The organism is Curtobacterium sp. USHLN213 (genome assembly GCF_037144815.1).
In the GTDB taxonomy this organism is placed as follows: Bacteria; Actinomycetota; Actinomycetes; order Actinomycetales; family Microbacteriaceae; genus Curtobacterium.
On sequence record NZ_JBBCYQ010000004.1, the window covers coordinates 189,529 to 210,608 of the forward strand.

General features: G+C 70.5%; 22 protein-coding genes. 15 read left to right on the forward strand and 7 right to left on the reverse strand.

Annotation, left to right across the window (positions count from 1 at the left end; translation table 11 throughout):
- Nucleotides 1–11: 11 nt before the first annotated feature.
- The 4 genes from WFH25_RS07375 to WFH25_RS07390 all read right to left on the reverse strand — a co-directional run bounded on the left by WFH25_RS07375 (nucleotide 12) and on the right by WFH25_RS07390 (nucleotide 6,981).
- Nucleotides 12–1,835 (reverse strand): ABC transporter ATP-binding protein, encoded by a 1,824-nt coding sequence (locus tag WFH25_RS07375; protein WP_336697270.1) that lies wholly within the window; start codon nucleotides 1,833–1,835, stop codon nucleotides 12–14.
- A gap of 705 nt (nucleotides 1,836–2,540) precedes the next feature.
- Nucleotides 2,541–4,175: a bifunctional phosphoribosylaminoimidazolecarboxamide formyltransferase/IMP cyclohydrolase gene (gene purH / locus WFH25_RS07380; RefSeq protein WP_261647071.1), complete on the reverse strand. Its 1,635-nt coding sequence runs from the start codon at nucleotides 4,173–4,175 to the stop codon at nucleotides 2,541–2,543.
- Nucleotides 4,172–4,765 (reverse strand): phosphoribosylglycinamide formyltransferase, encoded by a 594-nt coding sequence (gene purN, locus WFH25_RS07385; RefSeq protein ID WP_070417751.1) that lies wholly within the window; start codon nucleotides 4,763–4,765, stop codon nucleotides 4,172–4,174. Before purN ends, purH begins: the two co-directional genes overlap by 4 nt.
- Nucleotides 4,766–4,788: 23 nt before the next feature.
- Nucleotides 4,789–6,981 (reverse strand): cell division protein PerM, encoded by a 2,193-nt coding sequence (locus WFH25_RS07390; RefSeq protein WP_336697271.1) that lies wholly within the window; start codon nucleotides 6,979–6,981, stop codon nucleotides 4,789–4,791.
- 141 nt (nucleotides 6,982–7,122) lie between these two features.
- On the opposite strand from WFH25_RS07390, the gene WFH25_RS07395 reads away from it, so the two are divergent.
- Nucleotides 7,123–7,974, forward strand: a complete 852-nt coding sequence (locus WFH25_RS07395) for a hypothetical protein (RefSeq protein WP_336697272.1) — start codon at nucleotides 7,123–7,125, stop codon at nucleotides 7,972–7,974.
- Between the two features lie 36 nt (nucleotides 7,975–8,010).
- Here the strand turns inward: WFH25_RS07395 and sucD are convergent, their stop codons facing one another.
- Nucleotides 8,011–8,898 (reverse strand): succinate--CoA ligase subunit alpha, encoded by an 888-nt coding sequence (sucD, locus tag WFH25_RS07400; protein WP_071294764.1) that lies wholly within the window; start codon nucleotides 8,896–8,898, stop codon nucleotides 8,011–8,013.
- Nucleotides 8,899–8,909: 11 nt separating this feature from the next.
- Nucleotides 8,910–10,079: an ADP-forming succinate--CoA ligase subunit beta gene (sucC, locus tag WFH25_RS07405; RefSeq protein WP_070417747.1), complete on the reverse strand. Its 1,170-nt coding sequence runs from the start codon at nucleotides 10,077–10,079 to the stop codon at nucleotides 8,910–8,912.
- 252 nt (nucleotides 10,080–10,331) lie between these two features.
- Between sucC and WFH25_RS07410 the strand changes: the two genes are divergently transcribed.
- From WFH25_RS07410 to WFH25_RS07425, 4 genes are all read left to right on the forward strand, one after another.
- Complete coding sequence (locus WFH25_RS07410) at nucleotides 10,332–11,963, forward strand: RecQ family ATP-dependent DNA helicase (protein ID WP_336697273.1); 1,632 nt, start codon at nucleotides 10,332–10,334, stop codon at nucleotides 11,961–11,963.
- Between the two features lie 197 nt (nucleotides 11,964–12,160).
- A complete protein-coding gene (locus WFH25_RS07415; RefSeq protein WP_070417745.1) occupies nucleotides 12,161–12,454 on the forward strand; it encodes a hypothetical protein in 294 nt (97 codons plus the stop codon).
- 40 nt (nucleotides 12,455–12,494) lie between these two features.
- Nucleotides 12,495–12,902, forward strand: coding sequence for a hypothetical protein (locus WFH25_RS07420; RefSeq protein WP_336697274.1), 408 nt, complete (start codon nucleotides 12,495–12,497; stop codon nucleotides 12,900–12,902).
- Nucleotides 12,903–12,958: 56 nt separating this feature from the next.
- Nucleotides 12,959–13,750 (forward strand): oxygenase MpaB family protein, encoded by a 792-nt coding sequence (locus WFH25_RS07425; RefSeq protein WP_336697275.1) that lies wholly within the window; start codon nucleotides 12,959–12,961, stop codon nucleotides 13,748–13,750.
- Here WFH25_RS07425 and WFH25_RS07430 read toward each other — a convergent pair.
- Complete coding sequence (locus tag WFH25_RS07430) at nucleotides 13,723–14,280, reverse strand: FHA domain-containing protein (protein WP_175473636.1); 558 nt, start codon at nucleotides 14,278–14,280, stop codon at nucleotides 13,723–13,725. The genes WFH25_RS07425 and WFH25_RS07430 overlap by 28 nt on opposite strands.
- Nucleotides 14,281–14,350: 70 nt before the next feature.
- Here WFH25_RS07430 and WFH25_RS07435 point away from each other — a divergent pair, with 70 nt between their 5' ends.
- From WFH25_RS07435 to WFH25_RS07480, 10 genes are all read left to right on the forward strand, one after another.
- The gene (locus tag WFH25_RS07435; RefSeq protein WP_070417742.1) at nucleotides 14,351–14,644 is read left to right on the forward strand and encodes a WXG100 family type VII secretion target; all 294 of its coding nucleotides are present in this window, start codon (nucleotides 14,351–14,353) and stop codon (nucleotides 14,642–14,644) included.
- A 106-nt stretch (nucleotides 14,645–14,750) separates the two neighbouring features.
- Nucleotides 14,751–15,044, forward strand: a complete 294-nt coding sequence (locus tag WFH25_RS07440; protein WP_070417741.1) for a hypothetical protein — start codon at nucleotides 14,751–14,753, stop codon at nucleotides 15,042–15,044.
- On the forward strand, nucleotides 15,044–16,330 hold the full coding sequence (locus tag WFH25_RS07445; protein ID WP_309886616.1) for a WXG100 family type VII secretion target: 1,287 nt from the start codon (nucleotides 15,044–15,046) through the stop codon (nucleotides 16,328–16,330). Before WFH25_RS07440 ends, WFH25_RS07445 begins: the two co-directional genes overlap by 1 nt.
- 68 nt (nucleotides 16,331–16,398) lie before the next feature.
- Entirely contained in the window at nucleotides 16,399–16,977 is a 579-nt protein-coding gene (locus WFH25_RS07450) for a hypothetical protein (RefSeq protein ID WP_336697276.1), read from the forward strand.
- Complete coding sequence (locus WFH25_RS07455; protein ID WP_336697277.1) at nucleotides 16,962–17,447, forward strand: hypothetical protein; 486 nt, start codon at nucleotides 16,962–16,964, stop codon at nucleotides 17,445–17,447. The genes WFH25_RS07450 and WFH25_RS07455 overlap by 16 nt, the downstream gene beginning before the upstream one ends.
- Nucleotides 17,440–18,912 (forward strand): hypothetical protein, encoded by a 1,473-nt coding sequence (locus tag WFH25_RS07460; protein WP_336697278.1) that lies wholly within the window; start codon nucleotides 17,440–17,442, stop codon nucleotides 18,910–18,912. Before WFH25_RS07455 ends, WFH25_RS07460 begins: the two co-directional genes overlap by 8 nt.
- Nucleotides 18,909–19,475, forward strand: coding sequence for a hypothetical protein (locus WFH25_RS07465; protein ID WP_336697279.1), 567 nt, complete (start codon nucleotides 18,909–18,911; stop codon nucleotides 19,473–19,475). The genes WFH25_RS07460 and WFH25_RS07465 overlap by 4 nt, the downstream gene beginning before the upstream one ends.
- Before the next feature lie 94 nt (nucleotides 19,476–19,569).
- Nucleotides 19,570–20,145 carry a hypothetical protein gene (locus tag WFH25_RS07470; protein WP_336697280.1) on the forward strand — a complete coding sequence of 192 codons (576 nt, stop codon included), beginning with the start codon at nucleotides 19,570–19,572 and terminating at the stop codon, nucleotides 20,143–20,145.
- 56 nt (nucleotides 20,146–20,201) lie between these two features.
- Entirely contained in the window at nucleotides 20,202–20,786 is a 585-nt protein-coding gene (locus WFH25_RS07475) for a hypothetical protein (RefSeq protein WP_336697281.1), read from the forward strand.
- A 33-nt stretch (nucleotides 20,787–20,819) separates the two neighbouring features.
- Nucleotides 20,820–21,065, forward strand: coding sequence for a hypothetical protein (locus WFH25_RS07480; RefSeq protein WP_309886612.1), 246 nt, complete (start codon nucleotides 20,820–20,822; stop codon nucleotides 21,063–21,065).
- The last annotated feature ends 15 nt before the right edge of the window (nucleotides 21,066–21,080 follow it).

The window sequence follows — 21,080 nt, forward strand, 5'->3', positions numbered from 1 at the left end:
CTCCTGCTGGCTCATGCCATCGCCTCCTCTCGTGCGGTGGCGTCGTCGTCGTCGAGCGACGAGATGACGTAGCGGTAGTGGTCGTTGTTCGCCATCAGCTCCGAGTGGGTGCCGACGGCCGTGACGACGCCGTTCTCCATGAGCGCCACCCGGTCGGCGAGCGTCACGGTCGACGGGCGGTGCGCCACGATGAGCGACGTGGTCTCGGCGAGGACGCGGCGGAGACCGGCCTCGACCCGCGCCTCGGTGTCGACGTCGAGCGCGGACAGCGGGTCGTCGAGGACGAGCACCGACGGCCGCGCCGCGATCGCACGGGCGAGCGCCAGGCGCTGTCGCTGCCCGCCGGAGAGGGACAGGCCCTCTTCGCCGACACGGGTGTCGACTCCGTCGGGCAGGTCGTCCACGAAGGACGCCTGGGCGATGTCGAGGGCCTCGCGCATGAGGGCCTCGGCCTCGTCGCCGGACAGGTCCGGGCGACCGAGCAGCACGTTCTCGCGCACGGTCGTCGAGAACAGCGTGGCGTCCTCGAACGCGACACCGACGTGGCGCCGCAGTTCCGCACGGGTCAGCGAGCGGATGTCGACGCCGTCGATCGTCACGGAGCCGCCCGTGACGTCGTACAGCCGTGGTACGAGCGACAGCAGCGTGGTCTTGCCGCAGCCGGTCAGCCCGACGAGCGCCATGGTCTCACCGGGTCGGAGCTGCAGGTCGACCCCGTTGATGAGGTCCGGGAACTGCGGCGGGGAGTCCTGGTACCGGAAGTGCACGGCGTTGAACGACAGCGCACCGTGCGGCTCCGTGATCGTCTCCGGGTGCTCGGGGTCCGTGATCGTGTTCTCCGAGGCCATGACCTCGAAGAAGCGGTCGACCGCGGTGCGCGTGTCGAACGTCATCGAGAGCAGGAAGCCGATCGACTCGATCGGGAACCGGAGCACCGTCGCCGTCGCGAAGAACGCGAACAGCTGCCCGACGGACAGTTCCCCCTGGCTCGCGAGCCAGATGCCGGCGAGCAGGCAGAGCGCGAACGCGACGTCGGGCACGAGCAGCAGCCACAGCCAGATGCCCGCGATCGCCTTCGCCTTCTCGATCTCGGTGCCGCGCAGCGCCTCGGCCTGCTCGCTGAACTCGTCGAGCTTGTAGCGACCGCGGCCGAACGCCTTGAGCACGCGGATGCCGTGCACCGACTGCTCGACGCTCGTGGCGAGGTCGCCGACCTGATCCTGGCTGCGGCGCGCGACGACGGAGTACCGACGTTCGAACAGCAGGCCGTTGATCCACAGCGGGATCGACGCGACGAGGAACACCAGGCCGAGCAGCCACCCGAAGGTGAACAGCACGACGAAGCCGACGACGATCGTCACGATGTTGACGACCAGCAGCACGACGCCGAAGGCCAGCCACCGGCGGATCAGCGACAGGTCGGACACGGAGCGGGACAGCAGCTGCCCGGACTCCCACCGGTCGTGGAACGCCACCGGCAGGTCCTGCAGCTTCGCGTAGAGCGCGTTCCGCATGCTCGTCTCGATGCGCGTCGACGGCCGCATGACCATCCGACGCCGGGACGCGATGAAGAAGGCCTCGAGCACGCCGAGCGCGAGCACACCGAGACCCGCGGGCCAGATCTGTGCGGAGTCCTTCGAGGACAGCGGGCCGTCGACGAGCCACTGCAGGACGTAGGGGATCGCGAGCGCGACCAGGGAGGCGCCCATGGCGGCGAACATGCCGCCGATGAGCCGGCCCTGGTAGGGCTTCACGTAGGGGTAGATCCGCGCGATCGCGCGGAAGGTCGAGGGGCGGTCGGTGGACGGGCGCGCCTGGTCTGGCGTCTTGGACATGGATTGCGTCCTCGTGCGTCGTGCCGAGATCCTCTGTACCGGCCGCTGCTGTCGCAGCCGTCGGTCTGGAGGCTCGGTGTCCGTTGCGTGGTGGTCGTCGGCCGAGCGGGTCGGTCGCGTCCCGGGCCGTGCCCACCCCGGTGGGGCGTGCTCGGTCCTCGTCGCGGTCGCCCGCCGCCGCGTCGCGCGCGGCGTCGGTTCGGTCGGAGTGCACCGGGAGACAGTCGTCCCCCGGGTTCAGGCGTGGGCTCGCGCTGGCCCGTGCTCGTCGTCGTCGCTGGTGTCGCGGCGGCTCGTCGCGTGCTCGTCGTCGTCGGGCGGTGCCGACGGCTCGTCGCTGGCTGTGGGAGGCAGCCCTACGCGGACAGCGGTGCCGTGACGGCGGGCGCACCCCGGTGGGGGTACGGCGCGACGGCCGCGTGTGCGGGACGTGGGCGGATGCCACGTGCCCCACCGAACGGTCGTGCGTCGGGAGCGGTCCCCACGAAGAGCACGAGACCCGCACGGGCAGCCGTCGCCACGGTTCCGGTCGTCGTGTTCATCGTCACTCCAGTCGTCGTCATCGTCACCGTTGTGTCCGCGGTGCCGCCGGCCGGTGTCTGTCGTGGACACTGGGGCCGTCGGCGTGCCTGTCGCGGAGCCTTACAGACTATTCACAGTCGAACGTGGTGCGCAAGCGTTTCCCGGAGTTGCCGGTTGTTCGACTCAGTGGAAGAAGTGCCGCTCGCCCGTGAAGTACATCGTCACGCCGGCAGCCGTGGCCGCGGCGATGACCTCGTCGTCGCGGACGCTCCCACCGGGCTGGGCGACCGCACGGACGCCCGCGTCGAGGAGCACCTGCAGCCCGTCCGCGAAGGGGAAGAAGGCATCGGAGGCCGCGACGCTGCCGGTGGCGCGCTCACCCGCACGGTTCACCGCGAGGTGGCACGAGTCGACCCGGTTCACCTGGCCCATGCCGACGCCGACGCTCGCGCCCTGGTTCGCCAGGAGGATCGCGTTCGACTTCACCGCACGGCTCGCCTTCCACGCGAAGGCGAGGTCGGCCAGGGTCTGCTCGTCGGCCGGTTCGCCCGCGACGAGGGTCCACGTGGACTGGTCGAACGCGGTGAAGCGGTCGGCGTCCTGCACGAGGAACCCGCCGGAGATCTGCTTGACCTCGCGCGGGGCGAGGGCGAAGTCGGTCGGCAGCGTGAGCAGGCGGATGTTCTTCTTCCGCGAGAGGATCTCGATCGCCTCGGGGTCGAAGGCCGGCGCGACGACGACCTCGGTGAAGATGTCGGCGACCGTCTCGGCCATCTGCTTCGTGACGGGTCGGTTGGCGGCGATGACCCCGCCGAACGCCGAGAGCGGGTCGCACGCGTGCGCAGCGGCGTGCGCGGCGGCGATCGGGTCGGCCGCGTCCGCCGGGGCGATCGCGATCCCGCAGGGGTTCGCGTGCTTGATGATCGCGACGGCGGGCTCGGCGAAGTCGTAGGCCGCGCGGACGGCGGCATCGGCGTCGACGTAGTTGTTGTACGACATCTCCTTGCCGTGCAGCTGCGCCGCCTGGGCGATCCCGGTGCCACCGGCGCTCGTGTACAGCGCCGCGGCCTGGTGGGCGTTCTCGCCGTACCGGAGCGTCGCCGCGAGGTCGGCGTCCACCGTCAGGTGCTCGTCGAACGACCCCGGCGTCTCGATGTCCCCGCGCGTGGTCGGCGCCGCGGCGTCCGCCACGACGTCGCTCGCGAAGTAGCCGGCGACCGCGGTGTCGTACGCGGCGGTGTGCGCGAAGGCCTGGGCGGCGAGGCGCTTCCGCAGCTCGAGCGTGGTCCCGCCGGCACGGACGGCCTCGACCACCTCGGCGTAGGACGACGGCGACACGACGATCGCGACGTTCGGGTGGTTCTTCGCCGAGGCGCGGACCATCGCGGGTCCGCCGATGTCGACGTTCTCGACCACGGTCGCGGTGTCGGCACCCGAGGCCACCGTCTCGACGAACGGGTACAGGTTGACCACCACGAGCTCGAACGGCTCGATGCCGAGGTCGGCGAGCTGCTGCTCGTGCGACTCGAGTCGGAGGTCGGCGAGGAGCCCGGCGTGCACCGACGGGTGCAGCGTCTTCACCCGGCCGTCGAGCGACTCCGGGAAGCCCGTGACGCTCGACACGTCCGTGACGGCGTACCCGGCGTCGCGGATGGTCTGCGCCGTGGAACCGGTCGACACGATCTCGACACCGGCGTCGGCGAGGGCCCCGGCGAGCTCGAGCAGGCCGGACTTGTCGCTCACCGAGATGAGCGCCCGCCGCACGGGGACGAGGTCCCGGTCGCGGTACAGGCTGGGGTCGGCTGCGTGCACGCTCATGCGCTCGGGGTGCCCTTCAGGTCGGTGGTGCCGTTGGCGATGTCGAGGATGGTCTGGATGAGCAGGCGTCGCTCGACCGGCTTGATCCGGTCGTGCAGCGTCGACTCGGAGTCGCCGGGGAGCACGGGGACGCGCTCCTGGGCGAGGATCGGACCGCTGTCGACGCCGTCGTCGACCTGGATCACGCTCGCACCGGTCTGCTCCACGCCGGCGGCCAGGGCGTCCCGCACGCCGTGGGCGCCGGGGAACTCGGGCAGGTACGCGGGGTGTGTGTTGATCACCGCGGGGCCGAACTCGGAGACGACCGCCGGCGGCAGCAGCCGCATGAGGCCCGACAGCACGAGCAGGTCCGGCGACCACGGCCGGATCTGGGCGGCGAGCTCGCGGCCCCACTCCTCGCGCGAGTCGAACCGCGAGAACGGCACCGTGAACGTCGGGATGGAGAACTCCTCGCCCAGGCCGAGCCCCTCGGCGTCGCGGTCGGCACCGATGGCGACGACCCGGGCGGGGTACTCCGCGTCGAGGGTCGCCTCGAGCAGGGCCCGGAGGTTCGAGCCGGCACCGGAGATCAGGACGACCAGTTCGAGCACGGGACAACCCTACCGGGCTGCGGTCACCGGTCGTCCTTCGGGCGGCGCCACCACGGCAGCTCGTCCTCGGGGATCTGGTCCGTGGCGTCCCACCGCTGCTGCTGCACGGTCGGCGCGGACGGCACCGAGCCGCCCTCGCCACTGGCCCGGTCGTCGTGCCGGTCCTCGACGTCGTCTCGACCTGCGACGAACTCCTCGGTGCTCCACGGGAACGCGGGCTGCGGCTCCGTCCCCGGCGCACGCGGCACGGCGGTCGGGGCCTCGTCCGGCTCGCGGTCGACGTCGGCTCCCGTGACCCGGTCGCGCAGGTCGCCGGCGCGCTCGCGGACGCCGTCGGCCGCTCCGCGCAGGCGGTCGCGGATCGCGCCGACTCCCCCGCGGCCGGTGGCACGCGGGCGATCGGTGACGCGGTCGGCGGGCACCCGGTCGGCGGCGACGGCGTCGGTGCGGGCCCAGTCCGGCAGTGCGACGTCGGCGTCCGGGTCGCGGTCCGGTGCGGGGTCGGGTGTGGTTCGGGAGGCGCGGCTCGACTCCCCCGGACCGCCCGCCTCGGTCTCGGTGCGGGTCGGCTCGGTCCGCGCGCTGCTGTCAGCCCCGGTCCCCGGCCCGTTCCCGCCCTCGGTGCCGTTCCCCGACCCCTGCGGGCCGCTGCCCGGGACGCGGCCCACGGTCGCATCGTCGCGGTCGTACCGCGTGGCGGCGACGCGTGCCCGATCGCCCTCTTCGGGTCCGCCGCGCCCCGGCAGATCCCGAGCGTCGCCGCCGTGGGCACCGTCGGCATGGCCGCCGCCGGCATGGGCGTCGTCCGCGCGTGCGGCCTCGGCCGTGGTGCTGCCGTGCGTCTCCTCGACCACGAAGCGGTGCACGTCGGTGGTCCGACCGGCACCGGCGCGGTCGAGTGCGGCGAGCAGCGAGCCGTCGGCAGCGGTCTCGGCGTCCATGTCCGCAGGGCCGTCGTCCGTCTCGTGCCACTGTTCCCGGGCCCACCCGCGCTCCGGCATCCGGACGAGGTCGCTGCCGGCCGCGAGCGCCACCACGGCGGGCACACCGACCTCGAGGGCCGCGAAGGCCCCGACGACCAGCGCGTGCGGACCGACGTCGGCCAGGCGGCCCGGGCCGAACGACCCCGCCGAGAGCCACGCCACGAGCCCGGTGAGCACACCGGCGACGATGCCCGCCGCGACGCCGCCGAGCGCCCGGTGCAGGGCGGAGTTCGCACTGCCGAGGGCCTGCACGAGCCGGGGGCGCAGGAGGCCGCCGGACGCGAACCCGGCCACGACCGGCACGAGGACCCAGACCAGGCCGAACGCGTGCCCGGACGCCGGGAGCGCGCCGAACACCGGCAGGCCGGGGATCGGCCCGAGCGTCGTGCCGATCGGCGACACGCTGGAACCGGTCCCGATCGCGAAGCCGGGCCCGACGAGCCACGACGTCGCCCAGCCGACGAAGTCCGGCAGGAACGCGAGCTGGCCGACCGTCAGGGCGATCCCCCCGACCACGCCGGCGTGCGACCGCTCGTAGAGGGAGATGACCTCGGCGAAGGAGGCGAAGAGCAGGAAGGCGACGACGACCCCGGCGACGGCGACGACCGCAGCCGTCGCGGCGGTGCCGGCACGGAGGCCGAACGCCGCGATCGCACGCCAGGAGGTCGGGACACGGTCGAGCTGGTCGAGCACGCGCCCGGTGACCGGGTCGGCCGGGAGCCCCCGTCGCCGTCGGCACACCTCGCTCGTGACGAGGGCTGGGATCCCGAACCAGAGCGCCGGGAGGACGATCGCCTGCCAGAGCGTCGGCACGGTCGCCGCGGACCGGGAGGACAGTGCGACGAGGAGCCCGAGGACGGCGACGACGCCGGTGCCGACGAGGAGCCCGGTCGTGCGGTGCTCGGTCTCGGCGAACCGGCGCCCGGCTCGGCCGGCGAGCCAGGCGGTCACGAGGGCGAACCCGAGCGCCGCGAGCGTCACGTGGATCGGGTCGGTGGCGCCGCTCACGCCGGACGACCTCGCGAGCGCTGAGCCGAGCACGAACGACACGTCGACCCCGTGCCCGACCAGCCACACGCTCCCCGTGGCCTTCCAGAACACGTCCCAGTCGACCTGGAGTCCGTACTCGAAGCCCCACAGGAGCGTCAGCGGCACGAGGGCGATCCCGATGCCGACGCCGACCGTCACGACCGCCTCGATCGCGGCGAGCACTGCGGTTCCCAGGCGGTTCATCGCAGCGAGGATACGTGCCGTCGTCGCGATCCCGTGTCAGCCGCGCGGCGGCTCGCCGCAAGCCAACGCTCATGCGCGAGGCGTGGCTCCTGACAGCGTTGACGCGTTGCTATTCAAAATTTTGTATTTCATACTGGATGTATGCGCAATCCAGTACTCGTCGCCCGCACCCGACAGCGCCTCCTCACCCTGCAGGCACGAAACATGACCTCCGCGGAACAGGTGACGCGTTCCGGTGGCCCCGTGGTGAGCATGACGAGCTTCGGCGAGCGCATCGCCACCGCGCACCTCGCGCTCGAGAGCATCGCCCGAGGGACCGCCCGCCCGAGCCGGCTGATCCTGTGGCTCGACGACGCCTCGACGGTGGCGAACCCGACGCCGGGCCTGCAGCGGCTCATCGCACGCGGAGCGGAAGTTCTCCACACCGAGGATGACGGCCCGCACAAGAAGTACTACCCCTACGTGCAGTCGATCCCGGTCCACCGCGTGCCGCTGGTGACCGCAGACGACGACTGGCTCTTCCCGCGACGGTGGCTGGAGACGCTGATGTCCGTGCACCGAACCGATCAGTCGACGAACACGACGCACCGCGCGCGGCGTATCGAGATGCACGGCGGCATCGTCGCCCCGTACATCGACTGGAAGCGGATCGCCGCCGGACCACCATCAGCACGACACCTGGCAACCGGAGGCTGGGGACACGTCATGGTGCCGAAGATGCTCGAGGCGCTGCGCGACCGTCGCTCTGAGTTCCGCAAGAGTGCCCCGAGGGCCGACGACATCTGGCTGCACCGCGTGGCCGTCGAGACCGGGACGAGTCCGAAGTCCGTGGGCATCTACGACCATCGACAGATCCTGCACATGCCGATCGGGAACGGGCCGACGTTGGCCTCGACCAACGTCGACGAGGCCGGCAACGACCATCAGGTCCGTTCGGCGTGGACTTCGGATGTCCTGCGGGCGATAACAACCGAACCGGCGGTGAGCCGCTGAACGTGCCCGCCTCCCGTCCGTCCGGACCCGCGAGCGCTACTTGCTCGCGACCACCTCGCGCAGCAGCGCCGCCGTCTCCGACGGCGTCTTGCCGACCTTGACGCCAGCGGCCTCGAGCGCCTGCTTCTTCGCCTCGGCCGTCCCGGCGGAGCCGGACACGATCGCGCCGGCGTGACCCATCGTCTTGCCCTCCGGCGCGGTGAAGCCCGCGACGTAGCCGACGACCGGCTTGGTGACGTGCGCCTTGATGTAGTCGGCCGCACGCTCCTCGGCGTCGCCGCCGATCTCGCCGATCATGACGATCGCCTCGGTCTCGGGGTCTGCCTCGAACGCGGCGAGCGCGTCGATGTGCGTGGTGCCGATGACCGGGTCGCCGCCGATGCCGATGGCGGTCGAGAAGCCCAGGTCACGCAGCTCGTACATCATCTGGTAGGTCAGCGTGCCCGACTTCGAGACGAGACCGATCGGGCCCTTGCCGGTGATCGTCGCCGGGGTGATGCCGACGAGCGACTCCCCTGGGGTGATGATGCCGGGGCAGTTCGGGCCGATGATGCGGGTCTTGCCACCGAGGGCCTTGGCGTGTGCCCAGAACTCCGCGGAGTCCTGCACGGGGATGCCCTCGGTGATGACGACCACGAGCGGGATCTCGGCGTCGATGGCCTCCGTCACGGCGTCCTTCGCGAACGCCGGCGGCACGAAGACGATGGAGACGTCGGCACCGGTGGTGTCGATGGCCTCGCGCACCGAGCCGAACACCGGCAGCTCGACGTCGCCGTGGGTCACCGTGGTGCCGGCCTTGCGGGCGTTGACGCCACCGACGACCTGCGTGCCGGCCTTGAGCATGAGCGCGGTGTGCTTGGTGCCCTCGCCGCCGGTGATGCCCTGGACGATGACCTTGGAGTCCTTGTTGAGGAAGATCGACATGGTCAGTCCCTTCAGGCCGCTGCGGCGGCGAGTTCGGCGGCCTGCTCGGCCGCGTCGTCCATGGTCGCGGCGACGGTGACGAGCGGGTGCGCTGCCTCCGCCAGGATCCGACGACCCTCTTCCACGTTGTTGCCGTCGAGGCGCACGACGAGCGGCTTGGTGGCCGCGTCGCCGAGGATGCCGAGCGCGGCGACGATGCCGTTCGCGACGGCGTCGCAGGCGGTGATGCCGCCGAAGACGTTCACGAAGACGCTCTTCACCTGGGGGTCGCCGAGGATGACGTCGAGGCCGTTGGCCATGACCTCGGCCGAGGCGCCGCCGCCGATGTCGAGGAAGTTGGCGGGCTTCACGCCGCCGTGGCGCTCACCGGCGTAGGCGACGACGTCGAGCGTCGACATGACGAGCCCCGCACCGTTGCCGATCACGCCGACCTGGCCGTCGAGCTTGACGTAGTTGAGACCGTGGGCCTTCGCCTTGGCCTCGAGCGGGTCCTCGCTCGCGGTGTCCTCGAGCGCCTTGTGGCCCTCGTGCCGGAAGTCGGCGTTCTCGTCGAGCGAGACCTTGCCGTCGAGCGCGAGGATCTGGCCGTCGCCCGTGCGGACGAGCGGGTTCACCTCGACGAGGGTCGCGTCCTCGCCCTTGTAGACGTCGTAGAGCTTGACGAAGACGTCGGCGACCTGGTCCACGAGCTCCGCCGGGAACCCGGCCTGCTCGGCGATCGCACGACCGGCTGCGGCGTCGATGCCCGTCAGGGGGTCCACCTCGACGCGGGCGAGGGCCTCGGGCTTCTCGACGGCGAGCTGCTCGATCTCCATGCCGCCCTCGACGCTCGTGAGCGAGAGGTACGAGCGGTTCGCCCGGTCGAGCAGCACCGAGAAGTAGAACTCCTCGGCGATGTCCGCGCCCTGGGCGATCATGACCCGCTTGACGGTGTGGCCCTTGATGTCGAGGCCGAGGATCGCCTGGGCGTGCTCGTAGGCCTCGTCCGGGGTCTTGGCGACCTTGACGCCGCCGGCCTTGCCGCGACCGCCGACCTTCACCTGCGCCTTGACGACGACGACTCCGCCGATCTTCTCGGCCGCCGCCCTCGCCTCGTCCGGGGTGTCGGCGATGATCCCCTGCAACACGGGGACGCCGTAGGACTCGAAGAGGTCCCTGGCCTGGTACTCGAAAAGATCCACGCTGTTCTTCTTCCCGCACGTTCCGTGCGATCGGCATCGGTTACCCGGTCGCCACACTCACCATCGAGGGTCGCTCGATGTCGAGACAACGGCCGGCAGCCAGCCTAGCGCCGGCAGGTGGACGCGCGGTGCGCGCCCGTCACGTCGTGCGCGCACCCGTCGGTCGGGAGGCGCGGATCACCTCCGCCCCGCCCGATCCGCTGGGCGCACCCGTCGAACGGTCCCCCAGCGTCCGCCCGGCAGTGTGGAACGGTGAACGACGCGCTCCGTACCCGCGCCGCCGACGTGTTCGGCTGGCACCTCCGACCCGACCAGGAATCCGTCATCGACGCCGTGCTCGACGGACGCGACGCACTCGCCGTGATGCCGACCGGATCGGGGAAGTCCGCGATCTACCAGGTCGCCGGCCTCGAGCTGGACGGCGTCGTCGTCGTGGTCTCGCCCCTCGTCGCCCTGCAGGAGGACCAGGTCGTCGGACTCGAGCACCACGAGGGCGCTCCCCGCGCCGTCGCGATGAACGCCACGAGGAAGGCCCGCGCCGTCGCCGAGGCCTGGGACGCCGTCGCCGCCGGTGCGGTCGGCTACGTGTTCCTGGCGCCCGAACAGCTCGCGAAGGACGACGTGCTCGAGCGACTCCGCGACGCCGGCGTCGTGCTGCTCGCCGTCGACGAGGCCCACTGCATCTCGTCCTGGGGCCACGACTTCCGCCCGGACTACCTGGCGCTCGGCGAGGTCGCGGAGCGTCTCGACCGTCCGCCCGTGCTCGCACTGACCGCGACCGGCTCCGCTCCGGTGCGGGACGACATCGTCGAACGGCTCGGCATGCGCGACCCGTTCGTGCTCGCGTCGGGATTCGACCGGCCCGGCATCCGGCTCGAGGTCGTCCGGCACGCCGAGGACGCCGAGAAGCGCGCGGCCGTGGTCGAGCAGGTGGCCGAGCTCGACGGCGCCACCGTGGTCTACGTCGCCACCCGTGCCGCGACCACGGAGTACGCGGACGCGCTCGCCGCCCGGGGTCGTCGGGCCCGGCCCTACCACGCCGGCATGCCGATCCGGGAGCGGGAGGCCGTGCACACCGGGTTCCTGGACGGCGACGTCGACGTCGTGGTGGCGACCAGCGCGTTCGGCATGGGCATCGACAAGCCGGACGTCCGGTACGTCGTGCACGCCGACGTGCCCGAGTCGATCGACGCCTACTACCAGGAGATCGGGCGTGCCGGACGGGACGCCGAACCCGCCGGCGCCACCCTGCACTACCGCGCCGAGGACTTCGGCCTGCGCACGTTCTTCGCGTCCGGGGCACCGCGCCCCGCTTCGGTCCGTGCCGTGTTCGACGCCGTCCCGGCCACCGGCTCGTCGCCCCGTTCGGCGGTCGAGGAGGCCTCGGGCCTCTCCGGCCGGACCGCGGGTCGCGCGCTCAACGCCCTGCTCGACGCCCGGGCCCTGCGCGAGGACGTGGACGGGATCGCCCGGGTGCCGGACGGTCCACGGGACGCCGGCCGTGCGGCCCGTGCCGCCGCGGACCGCGCCGCCGAGCGGGAGCGGGTCGAGGAGTCCCGGATCGCGATGATGCGCCAGCTCGCCGAGACGACCGGCTGCCGGCGGCAGTTCCTGCTCGGCTACTTCGGGGACGAGCTGCCGGAACCGTGCGGGAACTGCGACACCTGTTCGTCAGGGACGGCCTACGAGGCCGCCGCACACGTCGCCGACGGTGCCAACGACACGGCCTGGCCGCCGGACGCCCGGGTCGAGCACGCCGAGTGGGGCACCGGTGTCGTGATGAGCACGGAGGAGGACCGCATCACGGTGTTCTTCGAGTCCGCCGGCTACCGCACGCTCGCGCTGGCCGACATCGAGCGGCACGACCTGCTCGAACGGCTCTGACCCGCCGGGATCGCCCGGGCGGGGAAGGCGCGGTCGCTCGACCACCCGTCGGCGACCGCGCTCCACTCCCCCGAGCACCCGCGATGCTGCCCTGGCGGCGTGACCGGCAGGTGTCCTCCGGGTGAACACGACACGAAACCGGACGCCCGTCGAGGCCTGACGGGTAGGCAGGAAGCCCGCAACGGAAAGGAACCACCATGAGCGATCCCGGCATCAGCCCCGTCGACGACTTCGAGGCCCAGCAGCGTCGCGACGACGACGTCGACCGCGAGCACGTCGGCCCGTACGAGGTGGACGAGTCCGAGGAGTCCCTCGAGACCGTCACGAACGACGCCGTCGCCGGCGAGACCGTCGAGCCGCAGCCCGGTGACGGTACCGACGACGGGCCGACCGGTGGCTCGCCGCGCGAGGGTTCCCCCGACCTGTGGGAGCACGACGACGACGAGGACCGCCCCGACCTCGGGAACGACCTCGGCACCAAGCCTCTCTGACCGACGGCCCCCACGGAGCACGGCCCAGTACGATCGGGCCGTGCTCCGTCGCGTCCAGGACAGTGTCCGCAGCATGCCCGCCGTGGCTCGGCTGCTGGCCCTCGCATCGCTCCTGCTCGTCGCGGCCGCGGCGCACACGGGTGTCCGGTCCGGTGTGACCGACTGTGGTCCGGGTACGTACGGACCGCCGTGCGGCACGAACGTGCTCTGGGTGCCGTTGGTCGTCGCCGGGGTGCTGCTCGCGGTGGTCGCCGGATCGCCGAGCCACCTCTGGCCGCTCCCGGCGATCTGGCTGGTCGCCGTCCTGGTCGCCGCCGCGACGGGGCAGGTCGGGAGCGCGGCGTTCCTCGTCGCCGCCCTGGTGTGCGGGACGCTCGCGCTCGCCGCCGCCATCGTGATCGACGTGCTCCCCCGCCTCCGCGCCGGACGGCGCGGACCACGACCGTGAGCGGTCGCCGGACGGGAGGAACGGGGCCGGGCCCGCACCGTCCCTCCAGTCCGTCCGTGGGCGGGGTCCCGGAACGCGACCTGCGTCGGTTCCTCGCCGACAGCACGCCCGTGGCCGCCGGAGGCCGGGCCATCCTGCTCCAGATCGCCGACCCCGTGGTCGCAACGGGGGTCCGGCGGCACTCGGACTTCGCTCGACGGCCGCAGCAACGGCTCGCCCACACCCTCACGTTCGTGTACGCGGTGGTGGTCGGCACCGACGCCGACGCTGCCGTCGCGGCCGGTTTCGTGGACCGCGCCCACCGGCCGGTCGCCGGAGCCGACGACGTGGACCGGCAGCTCTGGGTGGCCGCGACCCTGTACGACTCCGCGATGCGCGCCCACGAGCTGTTCGGCACGCCAGCGGGACCCGCGCTGGCCGAACGCGTGCTCGACGCCTACGCCCCGATCGGCACCGCGCTGCGCGTGCCGGCGGACCGTTGGCCGGCGACGGTCGCCGACTTCGACCGCTACTGGACCGGCACACTCGCCGGGCTCCGCGTCACCGACGACGCCCGCGGCGTCGTGCGCGACCTGCTGCACCCCCGGTTCGCGCCGCTGTGGGTTCGGGCCGCGATGCCGCTCGTGCGGGTCGTCACCGTCGGGATGCTCCCGGACGCCCTCCGGTCGCAGTACGGCTTCGCGTGGGGGCCGCGCGAACAGCGGCGCTTCCGGCAGACCGTGCGCCGGGTGCGGGTCGCACGGGCGATCCTGCCCGGGTGGCTGCTGCGGCTGCCGGGGCCGCTGCTCCTACGGGCGATGCGGCGGCACGCGGCCGGTGGTCAGCCGGCGAGGACCCGGACCGCGTAGTCGCCGACCATCACCACGTCACCGGGTCGGGCCACGACCTGCGCGCCACCGACGCTCGGCTCCTGCGCCCCGGACGCCCGGACCACCACCGTGCCGTTCGCGGAGCCGAGGTCCTCGACCACGAGCCCACCGTCGCCCGTCGGCCGGATCGCGGCGTGCTCGCGCGACACCGAACGACCCGGGTCGTCGAGCAGCACCGCACGCCGTCCGGGCGCCGTCTGGACCTTGCGCCCCAGGACCACCGGCTGGTCGAGCGGCACCACGTTGCCCGGTGCGACCTCGAGCACGAGCCGCGGCACCACGCCGATCGTGGGGAGCGGCTGGTCGGTGTGCACCACGGCGTCCGGCTCGCGGTCGGACACCGGTGCGCTCGGCAGCACCCACGCCCGCGACAGGTGACCGGCCTGTCGATCGCGCTCGACCTCGGCGTGGGTGACGACCGGACGCTCCGGTGTCCCCTCGTCCTTGCGACGTCGTGCCACGGTGTACCCCTCGTTCTGGTTCTTGTCCCCACCTGGTGCGAGATGCAACGGAATCAAGTATCGTCGAACCGCCGGGGGGCTCCCGGTACATCAAATACCGCATCGGGAGGGTATGCACATGGCAAACGTCAACGTCACCTACGACGATCTCCGCAACCAGGCTTCGCAGCTGCGCAACGGCCAGAAGTCCATCGAGGACCAGCTGAGCCAGCTCAAGAGCCAGATCGACAACCTCGTGTCGTCGGGCTACGTCACCGACAAGTCGTCCAAGGCCTTCGACGCGACGTACTCGGAGTTCAACTCCGGCGCGACGCAGACGATCCAGGCGATCGACGGCATGGCCGGGTTCCTCGAGAGCGCGGCGAACACGCTCGAGTCGACGGACGAGCAGCTCGCTTCGAGCATCGGCTAGTCAGGACCAGCACGACGGTGGCCGGCGCCTGGGGGTGCCGGCCACCGCTCTCGCCGCAGGGGCGGCGTCGAACGACCAGCAGCAGTAGGAATCCACCGGGGGAACCGTGGCCGGCACCATCAAGCTCGATCTCGACCTGATCGGGAATCTCGCATCCGACCTCTCGAGGCTGCACGGCGACTTCCAACACGTCGCCTCTGCCGCATCCGACTACAAGACCGGCATCGGCTCGATGACGGTCGGCAGTGCGATCGACGACTTCGCCGGCAACTGGGACATCCGGCGCGGGCGCCTCCAGGAGTCGATCAAGGCCGTGGCCGAGATGGCCGAGAGCGCGCACGACGGCTTCACCCAGACCGAGGTCGAGCTTGCGAACAAGATCCTCGGGAAGGACAGCTGATGGCACGGCCCAGCGACTGGAGCGCCGTCGACATGCAGCTCGACCCGGTGCCCGGCGACCCGGCCGAGATCCGGCAGTCCGCCTCCGGTGCCCGTTCGATCGAGCAGGCCATCACCGAGCAGGTCAACCGCCTCAACAGCCTGAAGGACGGCGAGGGCTGGGAGAGCGAGTCGGGGACGAAGTTCCGCGACTCCGCTGGTGACCTCGCCGGTGCCATCGAGAAGGCCAAGGGCCGCTACACCGAGCTCGCCGCCGCGCTCGACCAGTGGGCGGACGGGCTCGAGGGGCTCCAGCGCGAGGCCGACGCAGCCCTGCTGCAGGCGCAGGACGCGCGGGACGCGCACCGCGCTGCCGCGAACCAGACCATCACGGCCGAGGCCGACAGTCCGGAACACCAGGACCAGGTCGACGCGCAGGACCGGGCGCTGAGTGCGGCGCAGGGCGACATCGACGCGGCGAAGGCGATCATCCACCGGCTCGCCGGTCCCTTCGGCGAAGAGGGCGAGTACGGGGAGCTGGCCGGTCGGGTCGCCGATCGTATCCGACAGGGCGCGGACGACGGGCTGAAGGACGGCTGGTTCGACCACGTGAAGCAGGCGATCCACGGGGCGCGGGGCGTCATCAACGTGATCAAGGACGCCCTGGACGCCCTCGGCCCGGTACTGCTGCTCGCGACCGTCCTCGCCGCCCTGTTCATCCCCGGTGCACTCTTCGCCATCGCGGTGATCGGGCTCGTGGCAGCGGGTACCAAGCTCCTGCTGACCTCAGCACAGGCGGTGGCCGGTGATGCCACGGCTGGCGACGTCACCAACGACGCAGTGATGTTCGCACTCTCCGCCGTCGGGCTGAAAGCGGCCTCGGCAGCCAAGCCAGCAATGCAGATGCTCCGGGCGACCGTGGGCACCAAGACGGCTTCAGAAGCCGCCGCTGGCGTTGTGGCAAGGGGCGGGTCCGTCGCCGAGGAGACGAACGCGTTCCTCCGAGGAGCGACTCGAGGAGTCGACGCTGCGAAGGCAGTCGGGAACGGCCGCTCTGTCCGGCTCGCAGACAACCTGATCTCAGGCGGACTCGCCGAGGCTGTGATGGTCCGGAAGCTCGCGTGGAATGCGCCACTCATGCGTGAGGCTTACATCAGGGCAGTCAAGCCGTCCCTCGTGACGATCGAGACGCAGGCGCTCGGCAACATGTCGACGATCCAGACCCTGGGCGACGTGAAGACCGACCTTCAATCCGGTTGGAACAGCTACTGGCACTCGAAGACAGAGATCCACGTCGGGTCACTGTGACAACGGCCTACCGCTTCCTGACGCCTGACGGGTGGTACCGCTACCGGACCGCAGATGCTGGACCGTCGATGGCTCAACGGTTCGTCGAGCGGCACATCCCCATGCTCGCGAAGCGCTCGGACCTGCCTGAACGAGATCGGGTTGTCGCTCGTCAGAGAGCAGAACGCGACATTGAACGCGCCCTCTCCGGTCTGCGTGACATCGGTACGGCTGACGTCTTCTTCTTCGATGGGCAGTTCGGCGGCTACCGGGCGAACATGATGATCACCGTCACGGCCGCGTACCTCGGGCCGAAGGTTGCTGAGCTGCGTTCCGACGACCTCGCCGCGGGCCTGGGCGGCGATCGGATCGAGCTGCCAGCGGGTCCGGCGGTCCGTACGCGAGACAGCATCTCTTCGACGCTCGCGGGCGCTTCCGGCGACACGACGACGCCGGACGGACTCCTTGCCTACACGAGCGCACTGCGAGGCGATGAGGACGCAGCAGGAACGCTCGACCAGACTCGCGTCGAGTACCTCATCGGAGTGCCGGATGAGTCAGGGACATTCGTCGTCGTCTCGTTCCGAGGAGTCGGCACCGACTTCGTTGATCAGCGGGTGGCACATTTCGACATCCTGATGAGCGGATTCGCATGGACGACCGCATGATCTCGATTCGCTGGCCAGACACGCCCGCCCTGGTTCCACTTCCACTCGTCCGCGACGGTGAACATGACTCGGATCCGCTCGCCGAACTGCTTCTGAGCGGCGCAGCGAACGCCGCATGGCTCGTCGTGGACGAACGCCGTGGTCCGATCGGATGGCTGGTGGGCAGGGTCGTTCCGCTCGACGGACGCAGCCCGGGTGAGGTGCGTCGGGGGCTCCGCGCTTCAGATGTGCTCGAAGATCCCGACGAACGCATCATCCAGACTCACGCCGGCCCCGCTCTCCGGCTCGTCCAACGGTTCCCACAGCCCTTCCCCGAGCGTGGGATGGTCGTCGCAACGCATGCTTCCTGGTCGTGGCACGTCGCGGACTCGATCGCGGTCCTCTCGACCGAGTCGATGGAAGCAGTCAATGTCGAGGCCGTGATCGCCATCGTCGATCAACTGGCTGCGATAATCAGGTTCGATGACTGAGCCGCTCGCCCGAGCCGCGTTGACCAGCGATCGATGGGCTGCGCGTTTCGACACACGCCAACTGTGGCTGGTCGACGACGCCTTGGTCGCGGAGTCGGACCGGGGCCGCCGGAACGTCACCTCGACGCTCCGCAACGCGACGTTCATCGATTGGACCGAACTCCCCCCGACAGTGTCCTTGACAGCTGGCAACGGAGGCATCCTGCTCAGTGGTGACAACGGATCATGGCTGATTGCTGTCGACGACTGGTGGATGGAACCGGTCACGGTGACGTCCAGGGAGCTTGCCTTGCGATCAAGTGGGCTGAACGTGCTCCTCGAACGTTTCCCGCGTCATGACGAAAGCAGTGTCGGAGCTCTGGCACGAGAGGCGATTCTGGTTCGGCCCGCGGGTCACCGCGCAGCCCGCTCGACAGCCTTGATGACGGCCATCGTGATCGGCGGTGGTCTCGCGTTCCTCGCCGTCGTCTACGGACCCTTGGTCACCACGCTGATGAACGGGCCCGATTCCGACGCTGTCTGGGTCGCGATCAAGACCATCGTCCTCCTGGGGCTCGCGACGGCAGTGTTCGTCGCGTTGTCTGGACGTGTCCGGCGCAAGCGCGTCGAAGACCACGGCATCGCACCGGCGGACGGTCCTTCGTGGTTCCGGAGGACAGCTTGCATCGGTCTCCGTGACGAGCTCGTCGTGCTCCGCGACGGTCAAGGTGCCGAGCAGTTGCTGTCGGTCGACCAGGCCGGTTCAGGCGACGCGGCTCTCCGCCGCGCAGAGTTCGTTCAAGGTGAATACGGCGCTGCCGCCGTGCTCCGCGACGGTACGGGGACCATCCGCGCGCAACTTCCGGCGTGGGCGTGGTTCCCGGACGAGGTTCGGCGGTCGGAGCTGTGGGAGTGGCTCACGGGTCGCGGCATCCTGACCTCCTCGACTTCGACCACGGAATGGGCTGCGAGCAGGAGCCTCGATCCGCAACGGAGCAGGACGATCTCGGTCGAGTCACTCGCCAACGGTCGGCTCGGGGTCCAGCCGATACCCCTGGTCGCTGCGGCAGCGTTCTTCTGCGGAATGGTTGCGTCTGTGCCGATGACTGAGGAGGCGCTGCCCCTGCGCATCATCGGATGGGTGCTCGCGATAGCGGTGGTCGTCGCCGTGTTCGCGACCATCATCATCGAGTCTGCAACCCGGATCCCCGTCGCCCAACACGTCCAAGACCCGGCACCGACTCCAGGGCGGTTCCCGACTCGGGGCCAGCGGAACATTGCGATCGCCGTCCTTGCTGGCGGAGCCCTCTTCGGGTGGTTTCTCCACAGAGACAATTGGTTGGGCGCCATCGACGCAGCGCTCTTCGCCGGTGCCTTCGTCATCGGCAGTTGGCTCATGAGCCGAAGGCGGCTGGCCGAACGCGGCCACCGGCCGCTCGGATTCGTCCGGTGGCTTCGTAAAGGGGCGCAGAGAGGTGACGAATGACCGAGGTCCTGTACTCATACAGTCGGGCTTGGACGCTGCTGGAACACGGCGATCCTGAGATGGTCGCAGATCTGGCCACGAGCGAAGCCGTGGCGCAGGCTCAGCAGAAGGTGACGCGACGAGAGCGGTCATCGGTTCGCTCGCGGATGGAAGACTTGGCGCGGCTGCAGGACGAGGTCCGGGCCGAGTCCTGCTTCGCGCTCTGCAGCACCACGCCGAGAGTGCAGGTGATCGCCTACACGCTCGTGCACTCGTCGCCGGGAGCGCACCTCGTAGACGAGTTCGTCGAGAGCGCTCTCGCCTCGAGGCCCTCCGGTCTCGGTGACGCGGACGTGAGTCGTCACCAACTCGCGGTCGGGGAAGCAACCCGCATACTGACGCATGAGCGGATCGGTGAAGGTCGCAAGTCCAGTCTGCAGACGATCGTGCGGTGGATCATCCGGATCGACAGCCACGGCCACGACCTGGCTGTTGCGCAGTCGTCCTTCATCCCCGACGAGCTCTACCTGCCTGTCGCGCTGCCGATGATCGATCGGCTCGTACAGGATGTCTCGGCGCGATGAGTCCGGTTGCTGAGCACGGCGTCGTCCGGGTCACAGACCGAACACCGACCGCGATGCCTCGAGCGGTCGCGTGCGGTGCAGCGAGGGGACTTGATTGATTCGCCTGCTGTGGAACTACAACCGCGCCTGGACGCTGCTCGACGACGAGGGTGCGATCGACGAGGTCACCGACGCCGCGGTGGAGCACGCTCTCGCGCAGGCGAAGCAGCGGCCGAAGCGTCGAGAACGCACGGTGCTCCGAACGGTCGTGCGCGACATCGCCGCGTTCCAGACAGCGGCGAAGGCAGAGACCTGCTTCGTGCTCTCGACCACCGCGCCGACGGTCCGAGCGATCGCGTACGCGGTCGTTCACACCGTCGCCGGTGTCGACCGCGCGGACATCTTCATCGACGACGCTCGTGCACCGCGGGCGTCCGGCATCGGCGACGCCAGTGTCGGGACGCTGGACCTGCCCCTAGGCACAGCAACGCTCGTGGAGATGCGGGAACGCAGCACCGGCGGCCGGGGCCGGCCGGTGATGCAGGTCGTTCGTGCGATCATCCCCATCGTCGACGGCCTGAACGAGCTCACGGTGGTCGTGTCGTTCTTCGTCCCCGACGAGAACGACAGCGCCCTCGCTCGGCCCATGCTCGACGAGCTTCTGCGCGACGTGCGTGTCGATTGGGCGTGAGCGTCGTCGCTGACGACTGCCGAAGTGACCGGGCAACCGAGGACGGAGAGCACCTGATGGGACTCGAATTCGACTACGTCAACGCCTGGACGAAGTTCATCCAGGGCGACCCGACCACCACCGGGCGCGCCGCGACAGCGAACGTGATCAGTCACCTCCAGTGGCCGGTCCCGAAGCGCCTGGAATCGTCGCTCGAATCGACCATGACCAAACTGGCGCAATTGCGGAACGAGGTCGATGCCCACGACTTCTTCGTCCTGACGACGGACGCTCCGACGGTCGAGGTACTCGCGTACACGGTCATCCAGTACTTCCCTGGGTTGGATTCTGCTGCCCAGGCGGTCGACGACGCACTGCTCCCGCTCTCCGGACGAACCGGCGATCCCGATGTGTCGACCTGCATGACGGCGCTCGGCCCGGCCACGCGCATCCTCGACCGGGCGAAGACACCAGGACGCTCACTCCTGCGCCGTGCGGTCCCGGCCACGACGATCCGCTGGGTGCAGCCGATCGCGCAGCTGCCCGATCCGCTGACCGCGGTGTTGACCACCTTCATCCCGAAACGTGCTGACGAGTCGTTCGCTGCGCCACTGGTCGATCAGTTCGCGCTCGGGCTGGTGCTCAACCCGGACTCCCAGTGACGTCAATGACGACAACCGCACCACCAAGGAGCCATGACACGACGACGCCCCCTCACGCCCGGACGCCGCTGGGCCGCATTCGCCCGTGACACGGTGATCGTGCTCGCGATCGGTGTCGGCGTCTCACTCCTCCCAGGAGGCAAGTACGACACGGGCCCCTGGGACGGACCGACCGCGTGGCTCATCCGGTACATCGTGTGGGCGTTCGCGCTGGTCGTCGGCGTCAGCATCGGGAGCCGCCACCTGCGGTCATCCCGTCGAGCGCGTGGCGGACGATGACGACCCGTCGGGACA